26 protein-coding genes are annotated in these 23,210 nt (G+C 61.7%); 9 read left to right on the forward strand and 17 right to left on the reverse strand.

Annotated elements, in window-relative coordinates; all coding sequences use genetic code 11:
* Positions 1-46 precede the first annotated feature (46 nt).
* The 9 genes from FB009_RS08565 to FB009_RS08605 all read right to left on the reverse strand — a co-directional run bounded on the left by FB009_RS08565 (position 47) and on the right by FB009_RS08605 (position 7,826).
* Positions 47-841, reverse strand: coding sequence for an ABC transporter ATP-binding protein (locus FB009_RS08565; protein WP_012067272.1), 795 nt, complete (start codon positions 839-841; stop codon positions 47-49).
* Entirely contained in the window at positions 838-1,716 is an 879-nt protein-coding gene (locus tag FB009_RS08570) for an ABC transporter permease (RefSeq protein ID WP_012067273.1), read from the reverse strand. Before FB009_RS08570 ends, FB009_RS08565 begins: the two co-directional genes overlap by 4 nt.
* Positions 1,717-1,908: 192 nt before the next feature.
* Positions 1,909-2,862 (reverse strand): ABC transporter substrate-binding protein, encoded by a 954-nt coding sequence (locus FB009_RS08575; RefSeq protein WP_012067274.1) that lies wholly within the window; start codon positions 2,860-2,862, stop codon positions 1,909-1,911.
* 201 nt (positions 2,863-3,063) lie between these two features.
* On the reverse strand, positions 3,064-4,299 hold the full coding sequence (gene rlmN, locus FB009_RS08580; RefSeq protein WP_024310888.1) for a 23S rRNA (adenine(2503)-C(2))-methyltransferase RlmN: 1,236 nt from the start codon (positions 4,297-4,299) through the stop codon (positions 3,064-3,066).
* A gap of 284 nt (positions 4,300-4,583) precedes the next feature.
* Positions 4,584-5,087, reverse strand: a complete 504-nt coding sequence (locus FB009_RS08585) for an invasion associated locus B family protein (protein WP_012067276.1) — start codon at positions 5,085-5,087, stop codon at positions 4,584-4,586.
* 351 nt (positions 5,088-5,438) lie between these two features.
* The gene (locus FB009_RS08590; RefSeq protein ID WP_012067277.1) at positions 5,439-5,816 is read right to left on the reverse strand and encodes a YkvA family protein; all 378 of its coding nucleotides are present in this window, start codon (positions 5,814-5,816) and stop codon (positions 5,439-5,441) included.
* A gap of 103 nt (positions 5,817-5,919) precedes the next feature.
* Complete coding sequence (locus FB009_RS08595; RefSeq protein ID WP_012067278.1) at positions 5,920-6,237, reverse strand: 4a-hydroxytetrahydrobiopterin dehydratase; 318 nt, start codon at positions 6,235-6,237, stop codon at positions 5,920-5,922.
* 234 nt (positions 6,238-6,471) lie between these two features.
* Entirely contained in the window at positions 6,472-7,059 is a 588-nt protein-coding gene (gene thpR / locus FB009_RS08600; RefSeq protein ID WP_012067279.1) for an RNA 2',3'-cyclic phosphodiesterase, read from the reverse strand.
* A gap of 125 nt (positions 7,060-7,184) precedes the next feature.
* On the reverse strand, positions 7,185-7,826 hold the full coding sequence (locus tag FB009_RS08605; RefSeq protein WP_012067280.1) for an arylesterase: 642 nt from the start codon (positions 7,824-7,826) through the stop codon (positions 7,185-7,187).
* 71 nt (positions 7,827-7,897) lie between these two features.
* On the opposite strand from FB009_RS08605, the gene FB009_RS08610 reads away from it, so the two are divergent.
* The 4 genes from FB009_RS08610 (at position 7,898) to FB009_RS08625 (ending at position 12,843) form a co-directional block, all read left to right on the forward strand.
* Positions 7,898-8,617, forward strand: coding sequence for an ABC transporter ATP-binding protein (locus FB009_RS08610; protein ID WP_012067281.1), 720 nt, complete (start codon positions 7,898-7,900; stop codon positions 8,615-8,617).
* Positions 8,614-11,205: an ABC transporter permease gene (locus FB009_RS08615; RefSeq protein ID WP_012067282.1), complete on the forward strand. Its 2,592-nt coding sequence runs from the start codon at positions 8,614-8,616 to the stop codon at positions 11,203-11,205. The genes FB009_RS08610 and FB009_RS08615 overlap by 4 nt, the downstream gene beginning before the upstream one ends.
* Positions 11,206-11,452: 247 nt before the next feature.
* Entirely contained in the window at positions 11,453-12,190 is a 738-nt protein-coding gene (locus FB009_RS08620; protein ID WP_012067283.1) for a Bax inhibitor-1/YccA family protein, read from the forward strand.
* A 95-nt stretch (positions 12,191-12,285) separates the two neighbouring features.
* Entirely contained in the window at positions 12,286-12,843 is a 558-nt protein-coding gene (locus FB009_RS08625; RefSeq protein ID WP_012067284.1) for a GNAT family N-acetyltransferase, read from the forward strand.
* Between the two features lie 29 nt (positions 12,844-12,872).
* Here FB009_RS08625 and FB009_RS08630 read toward each other — a convergent pair whose 3' ends face one another.
* The 6 genes from FB009_RS08630 to acnA form a co-directional block, all read right to left on the reverse strand.
* Positions 12,873-13,490 (reverse strand): ATP-dependent Clp protease proteolytic subunit, encoded by a 618-nt coding sequence (locus tag FB009_RS08630; RefSeq protein ID WP_012067285.1) that lies wholly within the window; start codon positions 13,488-13,490, stop codon positions 12,873-12,875.
* Between the two features lie 35 nt (positions 13,491-13,525).
* Positions 13,526-13,876, reverse strand: a complete 351-nt coding sequence (locus tag FB009_RS08635; RefSeq protein ID WP_012067286.1) for an SRPBCC family protein — start codon at positions 13,874-13,876, stop codon at positions 13,526-13,528.
* Positions 13,873-14,187 carry an ArsR/SmtB family transcription factor gene (locus FB009_RS08640; RefSeq protein WP_012067287.1) on the reverse strand — a complete coding sequence of 105 codons (315 nt, stop codon included), beginning with the start codon at positions 14,185-14,187 and terminating at the stop codon, positions 13,873-13,875. The genes FB009_RS08635 and FB009_RS08640 overlap by 4 nt, the downstream gene beginning before the upstream one ends.
* A gap of 198 nt (positions 14,188-14,385) precedes the next feature.
* Complete coding sequence (locus FB009_RS08645; RefSeq protein WP_012067288.1) at positions 14,386-14,796, reverse strand: DUF2794 domain-containing protein; 411 nt, start codon at positions 14,794-14,796, stop codon at positions 14,386-14,388.
* Positions 14,797-15,123: 327 nt separating this feature from the next.
* On the reverse strand, positions 15,124-15,912 hold the full coding sequence (locus FB009_RS08650) for a DUF1223 domain-containing protein (protein ID WP_012067289.1): 789 nt from the start codon (positions 15,910-15,912) through the stop codon (positions 15,124-15,126).
* Positions 15,913-16,100: 188 nt separating this feature from the next.
* Complete coding sequence (acnA, locus tag FB009_RS08655) at positions 16,101-18,791, reverse strand: aconitate hydratase AcnA (RefSeq protein WP_012067290.1); 2,691 nt, start codon at positions 18,789-18,791, stop codon at positions 16,101-16,103.
* A 270-nt stretch (positions 18,792-19,061) separates the two neighbouring features.
* On the opposite strand from acnA, the gene ccmA reads away from it, so the two are divergent.
* From ccmA to FB009_RS08680, 5 genes are read left to right on the forward strand one after another with little or no spacing between them, the layout of a single operon-like run.
* Positions 19,062-19,685 carry a heme ABC exporter ATP-binding protein CcmA gene (ccmA, locus tag FB009_RS08660; protein WP_012067291.1) on the forward strand — a complete coding sequence of 208 codons (624 nt, stop codon included), beginning with the start codon at positions 19,062-19,064 and terminating at the stop codon, positions 19,683-19,685.
* Entirely contained in the window at positions 19,682-20,341 is a 660-nt protein-coding gene (gene ccmB / locus FB009_RS08665) for a heme exporter protein CcmB (protein ID WP_012067292.1), read from the forward strand. Before ccmA ends, ccmB begins: the two co-directional genes overlap by 4 nt.
* 56 nt (positions 20,342-20,397) lie before the next feature.
* Entirely contained in the window at positions 20,398-21,168 is a 771-nt protein-coding gene (locus FB009_RS08670; RefSeq protein WP_012067293.1) for a heme ABC transporter permease, read from the forward strand.
* Positions 21,165-21,341 (forward strand): heme exporter protein CcmD, encoded by a 177-nt coding sequence (ccmD, locus tag FB009_RS08675; protein WP_012067294.1) that lies wholly within the window; start codon positions 21,165-21,167, stop codon positions 21,339-21,341. Before FB009_RS08670 ends, ccmD begins: the two co-directional genes overlap by 4 nt.
* A complete protein-coding gene (locus FB009_RS08680; RefSeq protein ID WP_012067295.1) occupies positions 21,338-21,937 on the forward strand; it encodes a DsbE family thiol:disulfide interchange protein in 600 nt (199 codons plus the stop codon). Before ccmD ends, FB009_RS08680 begins: the two co-directional genes overlap by 4 nt.
* A 3-nt stretch (positions 21,938-21,940) precedes the next feature.
* Here FB009_RS08680 and FB009_RS08685 read toward each other — a convergent pair whose 3' ends face one another.
* Positions 21,941-22,531 carry a DUF2585 domain-containing protein gene (locus FB009_RS08685; protein ID WP_012067296.1) on the reverse strand — a complete coding sequence of 197 codons (591 nt, stop codon included), beginning with the start codon at positions 22,529-22,531 and terminating at the stop codon, positions 21,941-21,943.
* Entirely contained in the window at positions 22,528-23,160 is a 633-nt protein-coding gene (locus tag FB009_RS08690) for a septation protein A (RefSeq protein ID WP_012067297.1), read from the reverse strand. Before FB009_RS08690 ends, FB009_RS08685 begins: the two co-directional genes overlap by 4 nt.
* Positions 23,161-23,210: the final 50 nt, after the last annotated feature.

A 23,210-nucleotide genomic window follows, 5' to 3' on the forward strand; every position in this document is an offset into this window, starting at 1 on the left:
ATCTGCCTCCCGGCAGGCAGATGAGAGGCACGTCCCTGAAGGCGCGTCACCCGATCAACAGAGCATCATCGTCCAACGTCTGACCGCGGATGCGGCGGAACATGGCAATGAGGTCCTCGACCTCGAGCGTCTTGCGGCTGTCGCCGGCGACGTCGAGCACGATCTCGCCGCCGTGGAGCATGACGGTGCGATGGCCGAAATCGAGCGCCTGGCGCATCGAGTGCGTTACCATCAGCGTAGTGAGCTTGCGCTCGGAAACGATCTTTTGCGTAAGGTTCATGATGAACTCGGCCATGCCGGGATCGAGCGCGGCCGTGTGCTCGTCGAGCAGCAGCACCTCGGAGCCGGCGAGCGTCGCCATCACCAGCGATACCGCCTGTCGCTGGCCGCCCGAAAGCAGGTCCATGCGGTCGCCCATGCGGTTTTCGAGGCCCAGATTGAGATCGGCTATACGCTCGCGGAAATGCTCGCGGCGCTTCGAGCCGAGCGCCGGCGTAAGGCCGCGGCTTTCTCCTCGCCTGGCGGCGAGCGCAAGGTTCTCCTCGATCGAGAGCGCACCGCAACTGCCGGCAAGCGGATCCTGAAAGACGCGCGCCACAAGCCCCGCGCGCGATGCGGTGCTCTTGCGTGTCACATCCGTCGTGCCGATCGTGACCCGGCCGCCGCTCGGCAGCACATCGCCGGCAAGAACCCCGAGAAGCGTGGACTTGCCGGCGCCATTGGAACCGATGACCGTGACGAAGGAGCCTTCCTCGATGATCAGGCTGACGCCGTTCAGCGCCTGCTTCTGGAGCGGAGTGCCCTTGCCGAAGACGACCTGGATGTTTTCGACGTTGATCATGCGGCACCTCCGCGGCGCAGACGGGGCAGGATGAGCGCTATCGTCACGAGCAGCGCGGTCACGAAATTGAGGTCGGACGCCTGCAGCCCGAGCGTATCCGTCGAAAGCGCCACCTGGATCGCGATGCGGTAGAGGATCGACCCGAGAACGCAGCCGATGAGCGCGATCAGAATGCCGCGGGCACCGAGCAGCGTCTCGCCGATGATCACTGCGGCAAGCCCGACGACGATCGTGCCGACGCCCGAGGTCACGTCGGCAAAGCCGTTAGTCTGGGCAAAGAGCGCACCGCCCAGCGCAACGAGTGCGTTGGAGATCGCCATTCCGAGATAAATCTGCCGGCTGGTATCGACTCCTTGCGCCCGCGCCATGCGCGAATTGGCGCCGGTTGCCCGCATCGCCAGCCCCGCATCGCTTTCCAAGAAGCGCCATACGATAACGACGGCGACGGCGACGAGGATACCGACGAATAGCGGCCGCACATAAAAGTCCCGGATGCCAAGCCCGTAAAAGGGCGACAGCATCGTATCGGCATTGATCAGCGCGACATTCGGCTTGCCCATGACACGGAGATTGACCGAGAACAGCGCAATCATCGTCAGGATCGAGGCGAGCAGGTTGAGGATTTTGAACCGCACATTCAGGAGCGCCGTGACGATACCCGCGGCGGCACCCGCGACCATTGCCACCGCTGCTGCAAGCCACGGATTGACGCCGGCTATGATCAGGACCGCGGTAACTGCCGCGCCGAGCGGAAACGACCCGTCAACGGTCAGGTCGGGAAAGTCGAGCACCCGGAAGGCGAGAAAGACGCCGACGGCGACGAAGGCATAGACAAGCCCCAGTTCCACGGCTCCCCAGAAAGCGATTTGACTCAACGCCGGCAGTCCTTTTCCTCGGTTGCTCCGCAGGCTTGAGGCGCATGCGGAACATGTATTCTCAAAATGGGAGCGATGGGCACGATTGCTCATTCCGCTCTATAAGCAAACCGCCCCCGTATGGAACGAGGGCGGCGAAAACGCAACAATATCCGTGCAGCGCCGCGTCCTGTCAGACGCTCGAAGGCATTTTTATTCGATCGTGCGGGTCGCCCGGCCGACGACGCTCTCCGGCAGGGTGATCCCCATGCGGGTGGCGGCGCCCTTGTTGATCACGAGGTCGGTTCCGGCCGCAACCTTGACGGCAATGTCGCCGGGGTTTTCGCCCTTGAGGACACGGACAACCACCTCGCCGGTCTGTTTGCCGACATCATAGTAATTGAAACCGAGCGCCGCGACGGCGCCACGGGAAACGGAATCGGTGTCGGCGGTGAAAAGCGGCAGCTTACTTTCCTCGGCGACCGCAACGGCGCCTTCGAGCGCGGAGATGATGGTGTTGTCCGTCGGAATGTAGATCACGTCGGCGCGGCCGACGAGCGCACGAGCCGCCCCCTGAACCTCGGCCGATTTCGTCGCGGCGGATTCGATCACGCTCAGGCCGGCCTTTTCAGCCTCTTCCTTGAGAACCGCCAGCAGCGATACGGAATTCGCCTCGCCCGAATTGTAGAGAAAGCCGATCGTCTTGACGTTCGGCAGGATCTCCTTGATCAGCGCCACGTGCTCGGCAACCGGGGACAGGTCGGAAAGACCGGTGACGTTGCCGCCGGGCTTCTCCATATCCTTCACGAGCTGCGCGCCCAGCGGATCGGAAACGGCGGTGAAAACAACGGGGATATCGCGGGTGGAGGAAACGACGGCCTGGGCCGACGGGGTGGAAATCGGCACGATCACGTTCGGGGCTTCACCGGCGAACTGGCGGGCGATCTGCGCAGCAGTCGCCGGATTGCCCTGCGCCGACTCGTAGATGAACTTGAGGTTCTCGCCTTCCTTGTAGCCAGCGGCGGCCAGCGCATCCTTGACGCCGTCGCGGGCGGCATCGAGCGCCGGATGTTCGACGATTGCCGTCACGGCGACCGTGACCTCGTCGGCGCGTGCCGGCAGTGAAAGCGCGACCGTGGCGGCAAGCGCGATGAGAAGCGAACGCATGGGTGTCCTCCGGTTTTTGGTTGGCGATTTCCGGAATAGGCAATGCAACGCCCCTCCCGCATCCCGCTGTAGAATATTTTCGCCACATTCTTAGGAAAGCGGGGGGCCGAAATCAATCGGCAAATACCCGACCGCACGAATACTGCGGTCGGTGAAGACGTTTGATCATGAAGCCGTTGCCTTCGGCGGGCGATCGGACGTCTAGTCCTCGCCGTGATTGGCAATCATCATCGCCTCGAAGGCAAGGCGGTCGACCTTGCGCATGCGCTCCGAGTCCGACTTAAGCTGGCCGCAAGCGGCCAGAATGTCGCGCCCGCGCGGGGTGCGGATCGGCGAAGCGTAGCCCGCCTGATTGATGAAATCGGCAAACTTCTCGATCTGCTCCCAGTCCGAGCACTGGTAATTGGTTCCCGGCCAGGGATTGAACGGGATCAGGTTTATCTTGGCGGGAATGCCCTTCAGGAGCTTCACCAGTTCCTTGGCGTCTTCCAGGCTGTCGTTGACATCCTTCAGCATCACATATTCGAAGGTGATGCGGCGGGCATTCGACAAGCCCGGATAGGCGCGGCAGGCCTCCATCAGCTCCTTCAGCGGATACTTCTTGTTGATCGGCACCAGCATATCGCGCAGATCGTCGCGCACGGCGTGAAGCGAGATCGCGAGCATGACCCCGATTTCCTCGCCGGTGCGGTAGATCTCCGGCACAATGCCCGAGGTCGAAAGGGTGATGCGTCGCTTCGAAAGCGACAGCCCGTCGCCGTCGGAGGCGATCAGAAGCGCCGTCTTGACGTTCTCGAAATTGTAGAGCGGCTCGCCCATGCCCATCATCACGACATTGGTGATCTTGCGGCCTTCCGCCGGTACGATGGCGCCCTGCGGCGTGTCGCGATCCGGGAAATCGCCGAGCCGGTCACGCGCAAGCAGAAGCTGCGCGAGAATTTCTTCCGCCGTCAGATTGCGCACCAGCTTCTGCGTGCCGGTATGACAGAAGGAGCAGGTGAGCGTGCAGCCGACTTGGCTGGAAATGCAGAGCGTACCGCGGCCTTCCTCGGGAATGTAGACCGTCTCGATCTCCACCGGGCGGCCGGCTCCGCGCGGAGGGAAGCGCAGCAGCCATTTGCGCGTGCCGTCGCCGGAAACCTGCTCTTCGACGATCTCCGGCCGCGCGATGGTGAAATGCGCACTGAGCATCTCGCGCATGTCCTTGGAGACATTCGACATCTCGTTGAAATCCGAGACGCCGCGGACATAAAGCCAGTGCCAGACTTGGCTGACGCGCATCTTCACCTGGCGCTCCGGCACGCCTTTCTCGACGAGCAGCTTCGCCATATCTTCGCGCAACAGGCCGATCAGCGACGGCTTTTCCGGCTGTGCCGCAAGCCGCACCTGCGGCGCCTTGGCGATGTCGGTCCTGTTCAAGGTTTCGGTGGCTGCCATGCTCATATTTGTCCTGTCGTAAAGCAGCGGCTCGTCCGGAGACGTCTCCGGACCCTGTACCGATGCTCGAATTGAAATCTGGCGAGCCTCGGTCGCGCGCTCGACGGGGGCGCAGGGGGCTCCGAATTTGGAGCCGCTTTAGCATTCTTTTTGCGGCGAGTCACCATAGGGCGTTGCGGCAGCGGCAAAAGCGTCCATGCGGTCAAATTCCGTCCTGCCACCGGCGAGACGACGAAGGCCGGCGCATGGCCGGCCTTCGCAAATCGAAAGATCGCTTTCGTCGCTTATTTGCAGGCCTCGATCTGCTTCAGGGCAGCCGATATGCCTGACAGCGAATAGGAGTAGGAGGTTTCGGTACCGCGACGCGACTTCGCATTGACCGACATGGCCTTGCCCGATTTCATCGCGGCCACCAGTGCCGGCTCTTCTGCGGCGTTTTCCACCCAGGCCGAGTTGCCCTTGGTGAACATGACGAAGGTGCGACCGTCGACCACCACGTTGACCTTGGAATTGTCCTGCAGCTGATAACCCATCATCGCCTGCGGCTCGTAGCTGATGTTCTGTCCCGGACGCTGCGAAACCAGGAAGAAGATATCGCCGTGATCGACACTGGCCGGGCTCTTTTCCTTCGGTACCGAGAGCACGTAGCAGACCTTGCCGTTGCCTGCCTGATAGGAATAGGCGCCCCAGGCGTTGAACTGCTGGATTCGCGTCGGAGATTGAGCGGAGGCCACGCCGGATGCAGCCAATACGAATGCGAGTGCCGTTACGATCTTTCTTACAAACATGAGTTCCTGCCGCTTGTCTTGCTTACGGTCGCCCGACACCGCCTGGCGCGGGCAACGCATAGTCACGATTTAAGTTTATTTTGACTTAATCCGGGTTACCAAACCGTCAACGATTCGGGAAAGCCGCCCCTTTATTGCGCCCGAATGTAACCGCCACGCGGTTGACCTTCACTGATGGCTCGAGGTCCATTCGCACGCGGATTGCCGGTCCGGTCGACGTTGATTGCTGGAGAGCCGCCCCTTGCCTCCTCTATGTCACAAAGAATCGGGCAAGAGTTTGACTTTCCGGGCGGGATTGCGGCAAGGCGGACGACGTCGCGCGCCGTTCGGGCGCGCAAGAGCCGCCGCGGCTCAGGAGTCGACGCTGTCCCGCATCACTTCGTCGGCCTTCTGGTAATGTCTTTCCTTGATCTGGCCGCTGATCGCGGCAAAGGCCGCCGTCAGCACGGCGATATCGTCGGAGAAGCCGATCATCGCGAGCACGTCGGGAACGAAATCGAGCGGCAGGACGAAATAGCCGAGCGCCGCAAGCAGAATACCGCGCGTGCGCGTGGGAGTGGCCGGGTCCACTGCGCAATAATAGGCAGCGACGAGATCGCGGCTGAAGGGAATCTGCCGAGCCGCCCGGCGGAAAGTCGGCCAAAACCGGCGGCGCACCTTGTGCTCCCTGCGCTCCTGTTCGGACTCCTCGCCGGGGAGGAGAATTTCACCGATCTTGATATCGTCCATCGCTTCCGTTCCGGTTGGCCAAAAAGCTGCGGCGGCTTCGAAGAGCGCCGCAATCCTGATATGGGAATGGCGGCCGCCATTTCAAAGTCGCGGGCCTCCGGCCCTATTTCATGTGGTCGGGCATCCGGCCCTCCGCCGCCTGGTCCATCTTTGCCGCCAGCTTGAAATCGAGTTCGGTCAAACCTTGCGCGTCGTGAGTCGACAGCGTGACGTCCACCTTGTTGTAGACGTTGAACCATTCGGGGTGGTGGTTGAGCTTCTCGGCGGCGAAGGCGCATTGCGTCATGAAGGCGAATGCCTCGGCAAAACTCTTGAACCGGAACGCCTTCCATATCGAACCGCCGTCCTCGGCAAGAACCCAGCCCTCCATCCTGTGCAATTGCTCGGCAATGGCCGCCGCGTCCAATTTTTCCGGCCGCATGCTGTTCCTCCTTGCTTCATCCGTGCTTAACAACGAAATCGCCCGCGACAATGTTCACGCGCAACCCCGCCGCCATGCCTGCAAGGCTGAGTGGATATCATGAAACCGGCCGGAATTCTCGTCGTTTGTACGGCTGCGATGGCGCGCAAGATGCACCTCTTCCGGGGCCTATGCCGCAGTGCGAGGCGAGGAGTTCCGGACTCCATCACGAATGGACGGAAGCTTCGATGCGCTCTACCAGGCGCTGGAAGCCGGATGTTTGTCGGTACTCGAGAGGCTCGAGCGCTCTTCGTGAAGCGGAAAGACCTCTTCCGTGAGATACGGACCACCGCCGACCGAATCGCGTGACGATAGAAGCACGAAGCGCGAAACGGTGAATGGAGCAGTGACGAAATTGCCACGCCCGGAGAGGTATTCGACCACGTCCTCGACGCGCGATGAGCGCAGGCGCGCCAGCGTCACATGCGGGGTGAACTTGCGTGGATCCGAGGGCAGCCCTATGCGCTGGCAGATGCGTTCGATTTCCGCCTGCAGGGCGAACATCTCGGGAACGGCACTGACGCCGGCCCAGACGGAATGCGGCTTCTTGGAGCCGAAGGCGCCGGTGCCCGACAGCTGCAGCTGAAACTCGGGCCGTTCGATGCGGTCAAGTCTGTCGATGATTTCATCGGCGGTACGCCAGTCTACGTCGCCGATGAAGCGGAGCGTGATGTGATAATTCTCCACATCGATCCAGCGAGCTCCGGGAAGACCTCCGCGCAGCAAGGAAAGACTCATTGCTGCATTGCGCGGAATTTCGAGGGCGGTGAATAGTCTCGGCATGGCGAGCTCCCCGAATCTCTTGCAGATGCTTGAAGCGAATCACGCATCGCACCTGCACGCAACCATTATTTGTTCCGTAGGAACGTTAACTTTATCTTAACTGTGGATGTCGCTAAGCGCTGGCGTCACTCTCCTTCCTGAAGTGTGCGGATGAAGGTCTCGGCCGTCGGCAGGAAGCGATCTACCATTACGGCGATACCCTCGCCGTTCGGATGCATTCCGTCTTCTAGCTTCAGACCGGCCTCGGTGACGACGCCATCGAGAAAGAAGGGGTAGAAAACGGTGTCATGCTCCTTGGCGAGCTCGGGATAGATGGCGTTGAAGCGCTCCCCATAATCCGGCCCCATGTTCGGCGGCGCCATCATCCCAGCAAGCAGGACTGCGATGCCGCGCTTCTTGAGCCGCACGATCATTGCTTCGAGATTTTTGCGCGTCTCTTCCGGCGGGATGCCGCGTAACGCATCATTGGCCCCGAGCTCCAGGATCACTCCGTCGGTTCCCTCCGGGACCGACCAGTCTATGCGGGCGAGGCCGCCGGAGGTCGTGTCCCCTGAAACGCCGGCATTGGCGATCGTGACATCGATTCCCTTGCCTTTCAGGGCCTTTTCGAGACGCGTGGGAAAAGCATCTTCAGGGGGAAGCTGATAGCCGGCCATGAGGCTGTCGCCGAAGCCGACGAGGCTTACGGGCTCGGCACGAGCCGCCGCCGATAACACGATTGTCATTGTCAGGCCGAATAAAAAGGGCAGAAAGTCTTTTAATGCCATAGGTTCGTTCCTAAATCGGCGTGCAATTCATTTCGTGATCCGTATCAGATTTTCATATAGGGCTCTTTCGCGTGGCAAAAACCATCATCGAGTTGAAAAATGCAGATCTGACGCTGGGCGAGGCCGCCGCCTCCGTGCATGTGCTGAAAGGTGTGAGCCTCGCGATCAATAGCGGCGAATCGGTCGGCATCGTCGGCCCCTCGGGGTCGGGCAAATCCACGCTGCTCATGGTCATGGCCGGACTGGAGCGGCTCGACGGCGGCGAAATCATCATCGCCGACACGGCGCTCCACCGCCTCGGCGAGGATGCGGTCGCCGATTTCCGCGGCCGCAATATCGGCATCGTCTTCCAGTCATTTCATCTCATTCCAAACATGACGGCTCTGGAGAACGTCGCTGTGCCGCTCGAGCTCGCCAATGTCGGCAACGCCTTCGACATAGCGCGTAAGGAACTGATCGCCGTCGGACTCGGCGAGCGCCTGACGCACTACCCCGGGCAGCTTTCCGGCGGCGAGCAGCAGCGGGTGGCGATCGCCCGGGCGCTCGCGCCCTCGCCGAAACTCCTGATCGCCGACGAGCCGACGGGCAACCTCGATGCCGAGACCGGCCGGCAGATCACCGACCTGCTCTTCGCCGAGCAGCGCGAACGCGGCATGACGCTTGTCCTCGTCACGCATGATGCGGCGCTGGCCGGGCGCTGCGAACGGCAGGTGCGCGTCCGCTCCGGTGAAATCGTCTCCGACGCGGAACGGCTCTCTGCCTCGACCCGGCAGGGAGCCGTGTCAGCATGAGCGAGGCAGCTGCCGTCCGACGCACTCGCCCCCTGTTTGCGCTTCGCCCCCTCTTCGCACTTCGCCCCCTCTTCGCACTTCGATTGGCGCTCAGGGAAATGCGTGGAGGTCTGAAGGGCTTTTACATTTTCCTCGCCTGTATCGCCCTCGGCACGGCGGCGATTGCCGGAGTCAACTCGCTATCGCAATCGATCAGCGAAACGATTGCCTCGCGGGGGCAGGAACTGCTCGCCGGCGACATCCGCTTCGAGCTCAACAATCGCGTGGCGACGGCGGATGAGCGCGCCTTCCTCCAGGGGCTGGGCGATGTCTCGGTGTCCGCGGGGCTGCGCTCCATGGCACGTCTTCCGGACGGCTCCAACCAGGCGCTCGTCGAGCTCAAGGCCGTTGATGGCGCCTATCCGCTCTATGGCAAGCTGGAAAGCGATCCGGCAAAGCCGGTCCCTGAACTGCTGGCGAAGGAAGGTGAGATCTTCGGGGCAATCGCCGCGCCGCTGCTGCTTGAGCGCCTCGGCGTCACGCCTGGCGCGGAAATCTTCATCGGCAATGCACGCGTCCGGATCAGCGCCTCCCTTGTCAGCGAACCCGACGCTCTTTCCGACGGCTTCGGTTTCGCGCCGCGGCTGATGATTTCCTCGGAGGCGCTTGTCGCTTCGGGGCTCGTGCAGACCGGCAGCCTCGTCGAACATACCTACAAGATCCGCCTGCCCGACCCCGCGGACGTGCCCGTCATTCGCGCCCAGGCGGAGACGCGCTTTCCCTCCGCCGGCTGGTCTATCCGGACGAGCGGCAATGCCGCACCGTCTCTGAACGCGAACATCACCCGATTCTCCCAATTTCTGACGCTCGTCGGGCTCACGGCGCTGATCGTCGGCGGCGTCGGCGTGGCCAATGCCGTGCGCTCCTATCTCGACGGCAAACGCAGCGTCATCGCCACTTTCAAGTGCCTCGGCGCTCCGGCATCGCTAGTCGCGATGATCTATCTTTCGCAGATCCTGATGATCGCCCTTGTCGGTATCGGCATCGGCATCGCCATCGGTGCCTTCATCCCCTTCGTGGCGGCGCAGTTTCTCGCCGGCGTGCTGCCAGTCTCCACCGCATTCGAGCTCTACCCTTCGGCTCTGGGCCTTGCGGCACTTTTCGGCCTCCTGACGGCCCTTACCTTCGCCATTCTGCCGCTTGGGCGAGCACGCCGGGTGCCGGCCACCGCACTTTTCCGGCAGCAGGGATTCGAACCTACGGGCTTTCCCCCGCTGGCCTATCTCACCGGAGCCTTCATCTGCCTGGCGGCACTTGCCGGGCTTGCTGTCTGGACTGCCTATGACCAGTACATTTCACTGGTCTTCCTCGGCGCGATCGCCTTTGCCTTCATCGTGCTGCGCGGCGTTTCGCTCCTGATATCGTGGCTCGCGCGGCGCAGCCCGCGCGTCCATTCGCCGGCTCTGCGATTGGCCATCGGCAATATTCATCGGCCGGGGGCACTGACACCATCCGTGGTATTGTCGCTTGGCCTCGGCCTGGCCCTTCTGGTGACCCTGGCGCTGATCGACGGCAATCTCAGGCGTGAGCTCACCGGCGACATGGCCGAGCGCGCTCCCAACTTCTTCTTCGTCGACATTCAGAGCAGCGAGATCGAAGGCTTCCGTTCCCTGCTCGCGGGAGCAATGCCGGAGGGCAAGATCATCGAGGTGCCTATGCTGCGCGGGCGCATCGTGGCGCTCAACGGCGAAGATGTGAACAGCCGCAACGTTCCGCCGGGAGGGCAATGGGTGCTGCGCGGCGACCGTGGCATCACCTACGCCAGGAACAGGCCCGAAAACTCGAAGCTCACCGAAGGCAGCTGGTGGCCGGAGGACTATGGCGGCGAGCCCCTCGTCTCCTTCTCGGCCGAGGAGGCCCGCGAACTCGGGTTGAAGCTCGGCGATACGGTGACCGTCAACGTACTCGGCCGCAACATCACGGCAAGAATCTCGAATTTCCGCGAAGTCGAATGGGAATCGCTGTCGATCAATTTCGTCATGGTCTTCTCGCCGAATACCTTTGCCGGCGCCCCGCATGCCTGGCTCGCGACGATTATCGATCCCGACGCCTCCGCGCAGGAGGAGGCGGCGGTCTTGAAGACGGTGACCAATACCTATCCCACCATCACGAGCGTGCGCGTCAAGGACGCGCTCGATATCGTCAACACTCTGCTCGGACAGCTTGCAACGGCAGTTAGAGCCGCTGCGGCGGTCGCGCTGGTCGCGTCCATCCTCGTGCTCGCCGGTGCACTTGCTGCCGGCAATCGTGCCCGGATCCATGATGCGGTCGTCCTGAAGACACTCGGCGCCACACGGGCCACGCTCATCCGCGCCTTCAGCTACGAATACATCATCCTCGGCCTGGCGACGGCGGTGTTCGCACTGTTCGCCGGTGGCGTTTCGGCCTGGTTCGTCGTCAGTCGCATCATGACCCTGCCCTCGAGCTTCCTGCCGGACGTCGCGATTGCGACGATCATCCTGGCGCTGGTCGTGACGGTGGGGATCGGCCTTGCCGGCACCTGGCGCGTCCTCGGGCAAAAAGCCGCTCCGGTGCTACGGGAACTTTGAGCTTGCGGTCATTTTGCAGCGCTTACGGCCCTGATCGCCGAATTAACCGTAAATCACTTCAGTTTGATGGCCCGACTGCCCGGCTTTGTGCGATTCCAAGCGCTTCGGCCCTTGTGCATGACGGCGTTCGCCATCATATTTGTCAACAGGCATGCTGGAGCCCCGCAGCGGCGCCTGGGCGCGCAAGGAAACGACAAAGTTCGCCGCCCGACACCGTAACTTCAACCGGGGCTTAAAAGAGGAAACAATGGCTGATCTGAGAAACTACCAAACCCGAATGTCGCCCGCCGGCGCTCAGGCGGGTGCCGTGATCGACGAAGGCCTTCGCGCTTATATGCTGAAGGTCTACAACCTGATGGCCCTCGGCCTGGCGATCACAGGCGTGGCAGCTTACGGAACCTATGCGCTTGCCGCCTCTAATCCGGCATTCGCCCAGCTTATCTACGCTTCGCCTCTCAAGTGGGTCGTGATGCTGGCGCCGCTTGCGCTGGTTTTCTTCCTGAGCTTCCGCATCAATTCCATGAGCGTTGCCACGGCGCAGATGACGTTCTGGGTCTATGCGGCGCTGATGGGCCTGTCGCTCTCGTCGATCTTCCTGGTCTTCACCGGCCAGAGCATCGTGCAGACCTTCTTCGTAACGGCGGCTTCGTTCGGCGCCCTGTCGCTTTACGGCTACACGACGAAGAAGGATCTCTCCGGTCTCGGCTCGTTCCTGATCATGGGTCTGTTCGGCGTGATCATCGCATCCGTCGTCAACATCTTCCTAGCCTCTTCGGCACTCGGCTTCGCGATCTCGGTGATCGGCGTGCTTATCTTCGCCGGCCTGACCGCGTACGACACGCAGAAGCTCAAGGAAATGTATTTCGAAGGCGATGATGCGCTGGTCGCCGGCCGCAAGGCCATCATGGGCGCGCTGACACTGTATCTCGACTTCATCAACCTGTTCATGTTCATGCTGCAGTTCCTTGGCAACAGGAACGAGTAGCTCGGACGAATGATGAAAAAGGCGGCTTCGGCCGCCTTTTTTGTTGGCCGAGCCTATCCAACTTCAGTTGTGCCCAGAAACACGCGAAGATTTCCATGACAGCCACGCTCCGCGACGCCGTTGCCGCCGATCTCCCTGTTATCACGGGGATTTATCGCGAGTCCGTCTTGAACGGGGTCGCAAGCTATGAGGAGACACCGCCGACCGAGGCCGAGATGGCGCTCCGCTTCTCGACGATCACCGGGAGCGGTTACCCCTATGTCGTCGCGCTGGATGAGGCCGGCGCCGTTATCGGCTACGCCTATGCCTCGGCATTTCGCAACCGCAGCGCCTATCGATTCGTGGTGGAGGATTCGATCTATCTTTCGCCGGCAGCGCGCGGCAAGGGCACCGGCAAAGCTTTGCTTTCCGAACTGATCGGGCGCTGCACCGCTCTCGGCTTCCGCCAGATGATAGCGGTGATCGGTGGGGCCCACCCCTTGTCGATCGCCCTGCACCGGGCGCTCGGCTTCGAGCAGCAGGGTCTGATAAAGGCAACGGGCTTCAAGCATGGGCGCTGGCTCGATACGGTCTTCATGCAGCGTCCGCTCGGCGAGGGCACGACAACGACGCCCGCAGCGGGTGTCTATCCGGACACGCTTTACAGGGGTTGAGATGCAGCCTGCAGCGCAGCGCGAGAACTTTATCCGTCACGTTCAGCACCGGCCACTCGTTCGGTGAGGATACAGTCGATCAAACCCCACTCCAGAGCTTCTTCCGCCGTCATGAAACGATCGCGATCCATCGCACGCTCGAATTCTTCATAGGTTCGCCCGCAATGCTCGGCATAAAGCCGCGTCATTCGGTGTTTGGTTCGCCTGATTTCCTCGGCATGGATAAGCATATCGGATGCCTGCCCCTGGAAGCCGCCTGAAGGCTGATGGACAAGTATGCTGGTATTTGGCAGGGCGGCACGCCCGCCCGCCTCGCCTGCCATCAGCAGGAATGACCCCATCGAACGGGCGGTCCCCATGCAAAGCGTATGAACCGGCGCTCGGATATATCGCATCGTGTCATACATGGCGAAGCCGCTTGTAACGACACCGCCAGGCGAATTGATGTAGAGCTGGATCGGTTTCGTGGGGCTTTCAGCCTCCAGAAACAGCAATTGTGCGCAAACCAGAGCGGATACGGCATCGTTCACCTCGCCGTTCAGAAAAATGATTCTCTCACGCAGCAGGCGGGAATAGATGTCAAAGGAGCGCTCGCCTCGGCTGGATTGTTCAACGACCATGGGGACGAGTTGCATTGCTTCACGCATAGGCGAACTCCTGTTTATTTTTGTAGATCGAGACGTCAGGCGGCGCGCATCAGCCAAGGCTGATTGCTGTTCGCAGCCGGCGGGCCCAGACGCTCATCCTCAAGCCCATGGACAATTCTAAGGATTGTGCCGCCATCAGCGTTGGGCCGGATCTGGAACGTCACGAGACTCTCGAGAAAGGGAGGTTCGTCGTCGCGCATCCTGTAGCAGATTTCCTGACCGGGAGCGGTAGAGACAGGCTCGGTACCGGCCAGTTCCCGCTCGGGCCACCATCTATCGACAAGCTCAGGGACACTGATCGCCTGCCAAACCATATCGGGCGGTGCACCGAGTTCATATTCGAACACCAGATGCCCGGCCTGTTCGCGTGGGTTCACTTTATTCATTGTCCCATGTCCTTCAGCAGGTCTCTCAACGCATCGATACGCGCCGGCCAGTAGGCGCGATACTTCGTCAGCCATCCGGCTATGAGCGCCAGCCCCTCCGGGTCGACCTCGTAGTTCACGAAGCGCCCGTGCCGTTCTTCCCGCACCAGCTTTGCATCACGCAACACGTGGAGGTGCTGGGACATGGCCGGCTGGCTGATGTGCATTCCATCGCGCAAGGCACTGGCGTTCATGCTGCCGCTCGCCAGCTTCTCGAAGATTGCACGGCGGGTCGGGTCGGCGAGAGCTTTGAATATATCGTTCTCAATCATAAACGACAGATAAGCAAACACTTATCTGATTCGCAACACTGCCGCACGTTTCCGGCGAGAGTGACCTCGCCTCACATCCGCTCGGCCTACGAGAAGTACCGATGCTACTGTCGTGAGGGAGCACACCCGCTCCTCCGGCCGATCGCCGGTCTCGATGAGGGATGGAAGAGAATCCTTCCAGCAGCGCGAAGCGCCTCGTCAGGATTTCACGAGCTTCAGAATCTTCTCGAAGATCTTCAGCACCTGAGAGAGCTCGTGGCCGCGTTTCAATATGGTCCCGTGAGCGTTGAGCACGCTGAAGGCGCCCTGTTTGGCGGCCAGCTTCGGGTTTTTTTCGATGCGGTAGAGAGGCACTTCTCCGGCACGCTTGAATACCGAGAAAACGGCCCGGTCCCGGAGGTGGTCGATGGCATAGTCGCGCCACTCCCCTTCGCCCACCATTCGACCATAGACCTTGAGGATCAGGTCGAGTTCGCGGCGATGGAAGGTGATGGGCGGTGGGTTCCTGGCTTGCTTGTATTCGTGAAGATCGACGACCACATCGGAGGTGGTCTGGCCGTAGTGACGTGCTTCGCCTCGCGGCAAATCCGTTTCATCAGTCATCGGCATTTCGGCCTTCTAATGTGACAGGACCACGACAGTGTGCCTCACACAATCCGAAAAGCAAGCCGGAAGCTGTTGATCAATGTCAGCAATTCTTGGGGCTGCCGCAATTCAGTCAAAACGCCGCCCCAATTCGCCGCAACACTCCGACCGCTGCCGGACAGAGTCGTTGCCACCGTATGTCCGGCCAGCCGTCATGCTGCGGGAGGTTCTCGAACGCAGACATGGCTGGTTCGGTCCGGTAACTTCGAACCCTCAGCCCCAGCCCCTCGATGCTGCCGGGCCGAACCATCCCCTGTTCCGCCGCAAGCGAGGCGGAACCTTCCTGCGCCCTCAGAGCTTCCCTTGCGGCCCCGCGAGAACGGTTGCGGCGCCGATGATCGCCCCCGGCGTTTCCTTGTCCTTCATCGATTGCAGCAGCACGGCGCAGCCGCTGTTTCCCTGGCCTTCGATGAGAACCGAGGCGGGCAGCGTGAACTCCGCGGGCTTGCCGTCCCACATGCCGATCGTCTGGATATCCCGCACGGCGTGCCAGTAGGCGATCTTCTTGCCGCTGTTCTCACCCTTCTCGACATTGACCACTCTTGCACGGTCGAAATAGACGACGACGACATTCGCCCTGCCGGTCCCGGCACCGACCTTGATCGATATTTCATCGCCGCCGATGGAAGCGTCGACCGGCACCGACAGGCCCTTTCCTTTCGCCTCCATCAAGGCGAGGCGGTTCTTGATTGCCGGAAGGTCCGAGCCGTTCGTGTGATCGCGTCCGTTCAGAATGGCCTGGGGCGTATAGACGCCGTAACGCCCGAGCATCCGCGCATAAGCATATTGCCGCTCGGTGTTTTGCTTGGACGCGAGCGTATCCGCCCAACCTAGATAATTCCAATAGTCAACATGGTAAGCGAGCGCGACGACGCCGCCTTCATCGACGAGCTTCTTGAGTGCCGCATCGGCCGGCGGGCAAGAGGAACAGCCCTGGCTGGTGAAGAGTTCGACGACGCCCTTGATCGCCCCATCGCCCATCGGTTTGCCGTCTTCCGCTGCAGCCGTACCGCTGATCGCGCCGAACAGCCCGACCGTCAGGGCGAGACGTCGGATCGTTGGTTTGCAGGCGAATATCATGGTGTCTTTGTTCGTTCTGGTTAAACCGGCGACTTGTCGCGCGGGACACCCCTACATACGACGGGTATTCTTCAACGAAAAGTCACGTTGGAGTGACTGCAGCAAAGCGGTGGATAACCGCGAAAACAGGCAATAAAATGCCGGGGCGCCGCTGGACGCCCCGGCATTTTATTCATGCGGGTCGCCGATCAGGCGGCGAGATCGCGTAGGACCGTCTGCAGGATGCCGCCATTGTTGACGTAGGTGACCTCATCGAGCGTATCGATGCGGCAGATGAGCGGGACCTCCTTCACCGAGCCGTCGCCATAGGTGATCTTCGCCACGCGCTTCTCGCGCGGTTGAACATTGGCGAGGTTTTCGATCGTCACCACTTCGTCCCCCTTGAGACCGAGGGCCTCCCAGTTGGTGCCCTCCTCGAAGACGAATGGGATGACGCCCATGCCGACCAGGTTCGAACGGTGGATACGCTCGAAGGACTGCGCGATCACGGCCTTGACGCCGAGAAGGTTGGTGCCCTTCGCCGCCCAGTCGCGCGAAGAGCCGTTCCCGTACTCGACGCCGGCGAATATGACCAGCGGAACGCCCTCTGCCTTGTACTGCATGGCCGCGTCGTAGATCGACATTTCCTCCTTCGAGGGGTAGTGGATCGTGTAGCCGCCTTCCTTGCCGTTCGGACCGAGCATATGGTTGCGGATGCGAATATTGGCGAAGGTGCCGCGCATCATCACTTCATGATTACCGCGGCGCGTCCCGTACTGGTTGAAGTCGGCAATCCCGACGCCATGTTCGAGCAGATAGCCGCCCGCAGGCGACGCCGCCTTGATCGAGCCGGCCGGCGAGATGTGGTCGGTGGTGATCTTGTCGCCGAACAGGCCGAGGACGCGGGCACCCTTTATGTCCGAGATGCCGGCCCCCTTCTTGCCCATGCCGACGAAGTAGGGCGGATTCTGGACATAGGTCGACCCCTCGTCCCAGGCGTAGGTCTGGCCGGCCGGAACCTGAACCGCCTGCCAATTTGCGTCGCCCTTGAACACATCGGCGTATTTCGTCGCGTAAAGCTCGCGGGTGACGTATTTGAAGATGAAGTCCTGGATTTCCTGGGACGTTGGCCAGATGTCCTTGAGGTAGACCGGCTGCCCGTTCCGGTCCTCGCCGAGCGGCTCCTTCGTCAGATCCTTCTGGACGGAACCGGCAAGTGCGTAGGCGACCACGAGCGGCGGCGAAGCGAGATAGTTTGCCTGGACATCCGGCGAGATGCGGCCTTCGAAGTTGCGGTTGCCGGAAAGGACTCCGGCAGCGATCAAGCCCTTGTCGTTGATCGTCTTGGAGATCTCCGCCGGCAGCGGTCCGGAGTTGCCGATGCAGGTGGTGCAGCCGAAGCCGACCAGATTGAAGCCGAGCTTGTCAAGATCTGTCTGCAGGCCGGATTTCGACAGGTATTCGGCGACGACCTGCGATCCGGGCGCCAGTGACGTCTTGACCCAGGGCTTGGTCTTCAGGCCCTTGGCGACCGCATTGCGGGCAAGCAGGCCGGCGGCGATCAGGACCGACGGGTTCGAGGTATTGGTGCAGGACGTGATGGCGGCGATCGCGACGTCGCCATGGCCGAGATCGTAGTCCGTGCCCTCGACCGCGTAGCGGTTCGCGAGCTGCCCCGGTTTTTTGTAGTCGTTGTCGAGCGAGGACGCGAAGCCGGAGGCGATGTTCTCGAGCGCGATACGGCCCTCGGGGCGCTTCGGACCGGCCATCGACGGCACGACCTCGCCGAGATCGAGTTCCAGAGTGTCGGTAAAGACGAGTTCGGAGCCGTCGCCTTCGCGCCACATCCCTTGGGCCTTGGAATAGGCTTCGACGAGCGCGATGCGCTGCTCTTCACGGCCGGAGATGGTGAGATAATTGATCGTCTCGGAATCGACCGGGAAGAAGCCGCAGGTGGCGCCGTACTCCGGGCCCATATTGCCGATCGTCGCACGGTCGGCGAGCGTCATGTTGTCGAGGCCGGGGCCGAAGAATTCGACGAACTTCGAAACGACGCCCTTCTTGCGCAGCATTTGCACCACAGTGAGCACGAGGTCGGTCGCCGTCACGCCTTCCTTGAGCTTTCCGGTGAGCTTGAAACCGATGACCTCCGGCAGGAGCATCGAGACCGGCTGGCCGAGCATCGCCGCTTCGGCTTCGATGCCGCCCACGCCCCAGCCGAGGACGCCGAGACCGTTGATCATTGTCGTGTGGCTGTCGGTGCCGACGCAAGTGTCCGGATAGGCGGTGATTTCGCCGTCTTCTTCCCTGGTCCAGACGGCCTGGCCCAGATATTCGAGATTGACCTGGTGACAGATGCCGGTGCCGGGCGGCACGACGCGGAAATTCTGGAAGGCCTGCTGGCCCCATTTCAGGAAGCGGTAGCGCTCGCCGTTACGCTGATATTCAAGCTCGACATTGCGGGCAAAGGCGGTCGGCGTGCCGAATTCGTCGACAATCACCGAGTGGTCGATAACGAGATCGACGGGAACGAGCGGGTTGATCTTTTCCGGATCACCGCCGAGCGAAACCATCGCGTCGCGCATGGCCGCGAGGTCGACAACGGCCGGAACGCCGGTGAAATCCTGCATCAGCACGCGTGCCGGGCGGTAGGCGATCTCGTTTTCGGCCGTGCCCTTGTCGTTCAGCCATGCCGCAATGTTTTCGATGTCCTTCCTGGTGACCGAGCGTCCATCTTCGTTCCGCAACAGGTTTTCCAGCAGGACCTTCATCGAATAGGGAAGCTTCGAGACGCCGGCGAGGCCGTTCGCCTCGGCCTTGGGTAGACTGTAATAGATATAGTCCACACCGTTGACCGCGAGCGTGGAGCGACAATTGAAGCTGTCTAGGGATTTGGACACTGGATGATACCCCGTTCCGTCTGATCGCCAAAAACTGACGTACGAACGCCCGAGCACCTGTGAGGCGCGAAATGGGATGCGGGTGCGGCCATTTCCGCTGTCCGTACGTGGAAGCGCGTTCCATGTTCGGCGCTAGGATGAAATTCACGCCGACCGCTGGCGTGTTGGCCGCCTTATAGATAATTTCTTGAAATCGTGCCAGACCAAGCAAGGTCCAATCGGAACTTTTTTTGCTCTGCGATAATACACGTCAAGGGAAGCTGCAAATTCATGCGCCTGCTGGCTGAAGGATTGAGTGCGAGGCGCGGCGAGGACCTGATTTTCAAGGATATTTCGTTTGATCTGGCTGGCGGCGAGGCGCTCGTGGTGACCGGTCCGAACGGTTCCGGCAAGTCGACGCTTCTGCGCGTGCTGGCAGGCCTTCTCGGAGCGGATTCGGGCCGTGTCCGGCTGAAGGGCGGGCCCGCCGGTTTCGATCACCCGCGCGAACTCAGCCATTATCTCGGCCACCGGAACGCAATGAAGCGTGAGCTGACGGTCGAGGAAAATCTCATCTTCTGGCAGCGCTTTCTCGGCGATTCACCCGGCGGCTCCGGAGACGGCCTCGTTGAAGCCGCCACGGCCGTGGGACTAGCCGACATCATCCACCTGCCCTTCGGCTACCTTTCCGCCGGCCAGCAGCGCCGCATGGCAATGGCGAAACTGCTCGTGGCCTATCGGCCGATCTGGCTCCTCGACGAGCCGACGGCGGCTCTCGACGTCAGCGCCGACAGGCTCTTTGCCGGGCTGGTGGCGCGCCATCTCGAACGCGGCGGGATCGTCATCGCCGCCACGCACCAGGCTCTGGGGTTCACCGGGGTTAAAAGCCTCGAAATGACGGGGTTCTTCCATTGACCGCCCTCTTTCTCCGGGATCTCAAGCTTTCGGTGCGCGCCGGCGGCGGCGCGATGATCGGCGTACTTTTCTTCATGACCGTGGTCGCGGTCATCCCCTTCGGTGTCGGGCCGGACCTCAACCTGCTCGCTCGGATCGGTCCGGCAATCCTCTGGATCGGAGCGCTGCTCGCATCGCTGCTCGGACTCGACCGGCTCTTCCAGGCAGAACGCGAAGACGGCTCGCTCGACCTCATCATGATGCAGGAGACGCCGTTGCTCCTCACCGTTCTCGTCAAATGCGCCGCTCATTGGACCGCCACCGGTCTGCCGCTGGTGGTCGCCTCGCCCTTCCTCGGTCTCTTCATGAACATGGACGAACGCGCGATCGGCGCCACGATGCTGACGCTGCTTGCAGGAACCCCGGCGATCACCCTGATCGGAGCGGTCGGCGCAGCGGTAGCGGTGGCGCTTCCGCGCGGCGGCCTGCTGGTATCGATCCTGGTGCTTCCGCTCGCCATACCGGTTCTGATCTTCGGGGTCAGCGCCGTCTATGCGGCTATCGAGGATCCCGCCCCGTTTCTGCCGCCTTTCATGATATTGATGGCGATAACCCTGTTCTTTGCGGTGATCGGACCCGTGGCGGCCGCCTCAGCCCTCAGGCATTCGGCCGACTGAGACACGGCACTTTAGGATCGATTGCGGAAGGGGTGCTTCCGCGTTAAAGAGCCAATATGAGCGAAAACAGCCTGGCCATACGCAAGTTCAGCGATCTCGCCAACCCGACCCGGTTCCTGGCGCTGGCGGCGCGTGCCCTGCCGTGGCTTGCCGCTCTTACCGCTCTTTTCTTTGCCGCCGGGCTCTGGCTCTCCTTCACCACCGAGGGCGACTATCAGCAGGGAGAGACCGTGCGCATCATGTATGTGCATGTGCCTTCGGCCTGGCTGTCCATGATGTGCTATACGGTCATGGCGATCTCGGCGCTCGGCACCCTCGTCTGGCGCCATCCGCTCGCAGACGTCTCGGCAAAGGCCGCAGCGCCGATCGGCGCCTGCTTCACCTTTCTGGCGCTCGTCACCGGCTCGCTCTGGGGAAAGCCGATGTGGGGCACCTGGTGGGTATGGGATGCGCGGCTGACCTCGGTCTTCGTGCTCTTCCTCATGTATCTCGGCCTGATCGCGCTGAATCGCGCCATGGATGATCCGAGCCGTTCGGCGCGCGTCTCGGCCGTGCTCGTTCTCGTCGGTTTCGTCAACATCCCGATCATCAAGTTCTCGGTCGATTGGTGGAACACGCTGCATCAGCCGGCGAGCGTCATACGCCTGGACGGTCCGACGATCGATCCGGAATTCCTGCGGCCGCTCATCGTCATGGCAATTGCCTTCACGCTGCTGTTCTTCACGCTGCACATCGGCGCGATGCGCAACGAGATCTGGCGCCGCCGGGTGGCCTCGCTCAGGCGGCAGGCGGCTCGAAACGCGGGCCGGGAGCAGCTTGCACCATGATGAGCCATGCGACCTATGTCATTGCCTGCTACGCGGTCTCCGCCGCGACGGTGGCGGGGCTCATCTTCTGGGTCCTAACCGATGGCCGTGCCCGTAAGCGCGAGCTGGAGCAGCTCGAAGCGGCCGGCATCCGCCGCCGTTCGGCGGAAGCTTCGACCGGGGGGGGCAGATGACGAACGCGCGGGACGAACGTGCGCCAGGCGCTATTCGCTATCTCGTGGCGGCGCTTCCGCTCCTGATCTTTGCGGTTCTCGCACTCATCTTCTGGAGCCAATTGAACTCCGGCAGGGACGTCAGCGAAATACCCTCGGCCTTGATCGGGACCAAGGCGCCGACGCTCGACATGCCGCGGCTTGAAGGCGCGGTGGCTCCGTCCGGCCGACCGATGCCGGCGCTTACCGATACGGCCGTCAAGGGCAAGCTTACGCTCGTCAATGTCTGGGCCTCCTGGTGCGTGCCCTGCCGGCAGGAACATCCCGTCATTCTTGCATTGTCGAAAGACCCGCGCCTGACCGTCGTCGGCATCAACTACAAGGACCGGAACGAGAACGCGCTGAGGTTCCTCGGCGAACTCGGCAACCCCTTCTCGGCGATCGGCGTCGATCCGAACGGTAAGGCAGCGATAGACTGGGGCGTTTACGGCATCCCGGAATCATTCCTAGTCGCCGCCGATGGGACGATCCTCTACAAGCGTGCCGGGCCCTTCGACGAGAAGAGCCTCAGGGAAGGGCTGCTGCCGGCGATCGAAAAAGCGCTTGCCGGGTCGTAGCCCTCATCCGGCCTGCCACGCCTTCACCGCATCCATCGGCCACACCAGCATCAGCACGTTGAGCGTCAGATTGTCGCGCACCATAAAGCCGGTGAAGAGTTCGAGAGCGATCGCGATAGCGACGGTCACTGCCACCGGCAACCGGGAAGCGATGAGGAAGCCTGTCGCCATGGCAAGCGTATCCATGGTCGAGTTCAGGATGCTGTCACCGAAATAATCGAGCGAAATGGTTGCGGACCGATAGCGGTTGATCACCATCGGCGTGTTCTCAAGAATCTCCCAGGCGGACTCGATCACGGTCGCGAGAAGCAGGCGCCCGCTCAAGGGCTTACCGCGCATGAGAAGATGACCGAGGCCGTAGAAGAGGAATCCGTGAATGATATGGGACGGTGTGTACCAATCGGAAACGTGCTGCGAATTACCGCTGGATTTGGCGACGCCTTCCCACAGCTTGATGTAGCCGCATTCGCAGATCCACAGCCGCCCCATCAGATGCAGCACCAGGATCTGGAGTGCCAGCACAGCGAGGCAGGCAAGCAGCAAGAGTGCCGCGCGTCGCTGCCGGTTGTCGTCCGAGCCGGCCGCGATCGTCACTTCGCGTTTTCCTGATCGACCGAATGCTTCATGATCAGCGGCATCTGCGCGAGCGTGAAAAGAATGGTGATCGGCATGGTGCCCCAGACCTTGAAGGCGACCCAGAAATCGGTCGAGAAGGAGCGCCAGATAACCTCGTTCAGCACCGCGAGGAACAGGAAGAACACACCCCAGCGCACCGTAAGCTTCCGCCAGCCCTCTTCGTCCAGCTTGAAGGCGGCGTGGAAAACGTAGCCGAGCAGCGATTTGCCGAACAGGAGCCCGCCGAGCAGGATCGCGCCGAAGAGCGTATTGACGATGGTCGGCTTCATCTTGATGAAAGTGTCGTTCTGCAGCCAGAGCGTCAGCGCACCGAAGACGAAGACGACGATGCCGGAGATGAGCGGCATCATCGGCAGCGTGCGCGTCATCATCCAGGAAACGGCGAGAGCCGCAGCCGTCGCCGCCATGAAGAGGCCGGTGGCGATGAAGATCGGCCCGCCGAGATCCGCGAGCACGGGAAAGCGGCTCGCCAGCCATTCGCCCCGCGAATTGGCAAAGAAGAAGACCATCAGAGGCCCGAGCTCGAGCACGAGCTTGAGGAGCGGGCTTACCTCTGTTTTCGGCTTGGCTGCCTCGACGGTCGACATGTGCGGATCCTGTTCTGTCATCGTCTGACGCTCATAACATCAGGATTGCG

The sequence above is a fragment of the Sinorhizobium medicae genome (assembly GCF_007827695.1).
GTDB lineage: Bacteria > Pseudomonadota > Alphaproteobacteria > Rhizobiales > Rhizobiaceae > Sinorhizobium > Sinorhizobium medicae.

Bases quoted from the DNA above. Each gene is read 5' to 3' on its own strand.
- FB009_RS08630 (WP_012067285.1), bottom strand. From the start codon at position 13,490: ATGCGTGAAGCAATGCAACTCGTCCCCATGGTCGTTGAACAATCCAGC.
- ccmD (WP_012067294.1), top strand. From the start codon at position 21,165: ATGATGAGCCATGCGACCTATGTCATTGCCTGCTACGCGGTCTCCGCC.
- ccmA (WP_012067291.1), top strand. From the start codon at position 19,062: ATGCGCCTGCTGGCTGAAGGATTGAGTGCGAGGCGCGGCGAGGACCTG.
- FB009_RS08680 (WP_012067295.1), top strand. From the start codon at position 21,338: ATGACGAACGCGCGGGACGAACGTGCGCCAGGCGCTATTCGCTATCTC.
- FB009_RS08650 (WP_012067289.1), bottom strand. From the start codon at position 15,912: ATGATATTCGCCTGCAAACCAACGATCCGACGTCTCGCCCTGACGGTC.
- FB009_RS08625 (WP_012067284.1), top strand. From the start codon at position 12,286: ATGACAGCCACGCTCCGCGACGCCGTTGCCGCCGATCTCCCTGTTATC.
- thpR (WP_012067279.1), bottom strand. From the start codon at position 7,059: ATGCCGAGACTATTCACCGCCCTCGAAATTCCGCGCAATGCAGCAATG.
- FB009_RS08565 (WP_012067272.1), bottom strand. From the start codon at position 841: ATGATCAACGTCGAAAACATCCAGGTCGTCTTCGGCAAGGGCACTCCG.
- FB009_RS08620 (WP_012067283.1), top strand. From the start codon at position 11,453: ATGGCTGATCTGAGAAACTACCAAACCCGAATGTCGCCCGCCGGCGCT.
- FB009_RS08645 (WP_012067288.1), bottom strand. From the start codon at position 14,796: ATGCCGATGACTGATGAAACGGATTTGCCGCGAGGCGAAGCACGTCAC.
- FB009_RS08670 (WP_012067293.1), top strand. From the start codon at position 20,398: ATGAGCGAAAACAGCCTGGCCATACGCAAGTTCAGCGATCTCGCCAAC.
- FB009_RS08640 (WP_012067287.1), bottom strand. From the start codon at position 14,187: ATGATTGAGAACGATATATTCAAAGCTCTCGCCGACCCGACCCGCCGT.
- FB009_RS08590 (WP_012067277.1), bottom strand. From the start codon at position 5,816: ATGGACGATATCAAGATCGGTGAAATTCTCCTCCCCGGCGAGGAGTCC.
- FB009_RS08585 (WP_012067276.1), bottom strand. From the start codon at position 5,087: ATGTTTGTAAGAAAGATCGTAACGGCACTCGCATTCGTATTGGCTGCA.
- rlmN (WP_024310888.1), bottom strand. From the start codon at position 4,299: ATGGCAGCCACCGAAACCTTGAACAGGACCGACATCGCCAAGGCGCCG.
- FB009_RS08575 (WP_012067274.1), bottom strand. From the start codon at position 2,862: ATGCGTTCGCTTCTCATCGCGCTTGCCGCCACGGTCGCGCTTTCACTG.
- FB009_RS08595 (WP_012067278.1), bottom strand. From the start codon at position 6,237: ATGCGGCCGGAAAAATTGGACGCGGCGGCCATTGCCGAGCAATTGCAC.
- FB009_RS08635 (WP_012067286.1), bottom strand. From the start codon at position 13,876: ATGAATAAAGTGAACCCACGCGAACAGGCCGGGCATCTGGTGTTCGAA.
- FB009_RS08605 (WP_012067280.1), bottom strand. From the start codon at position 7,826: ATGGCATTAAAAGACTTTCTGCCCTTTTTATTCGGCCTGACAATGACA.
- FB009_RS08615 (WP_012067282.1), top strand. From the start codon at position 8,614: ATGAGCGAGGCAGCTGCCGTCCGACGCACTCGCCCCCTGTTTGCGCTT.
- FB009_RS08690 (WP_012067297.1), bottom strand. From the start codon at position 23,160: ATGTCGACCGTCGAGGCAGCCAAGCCGAAAACAGAGGTAAGCCCGCTC.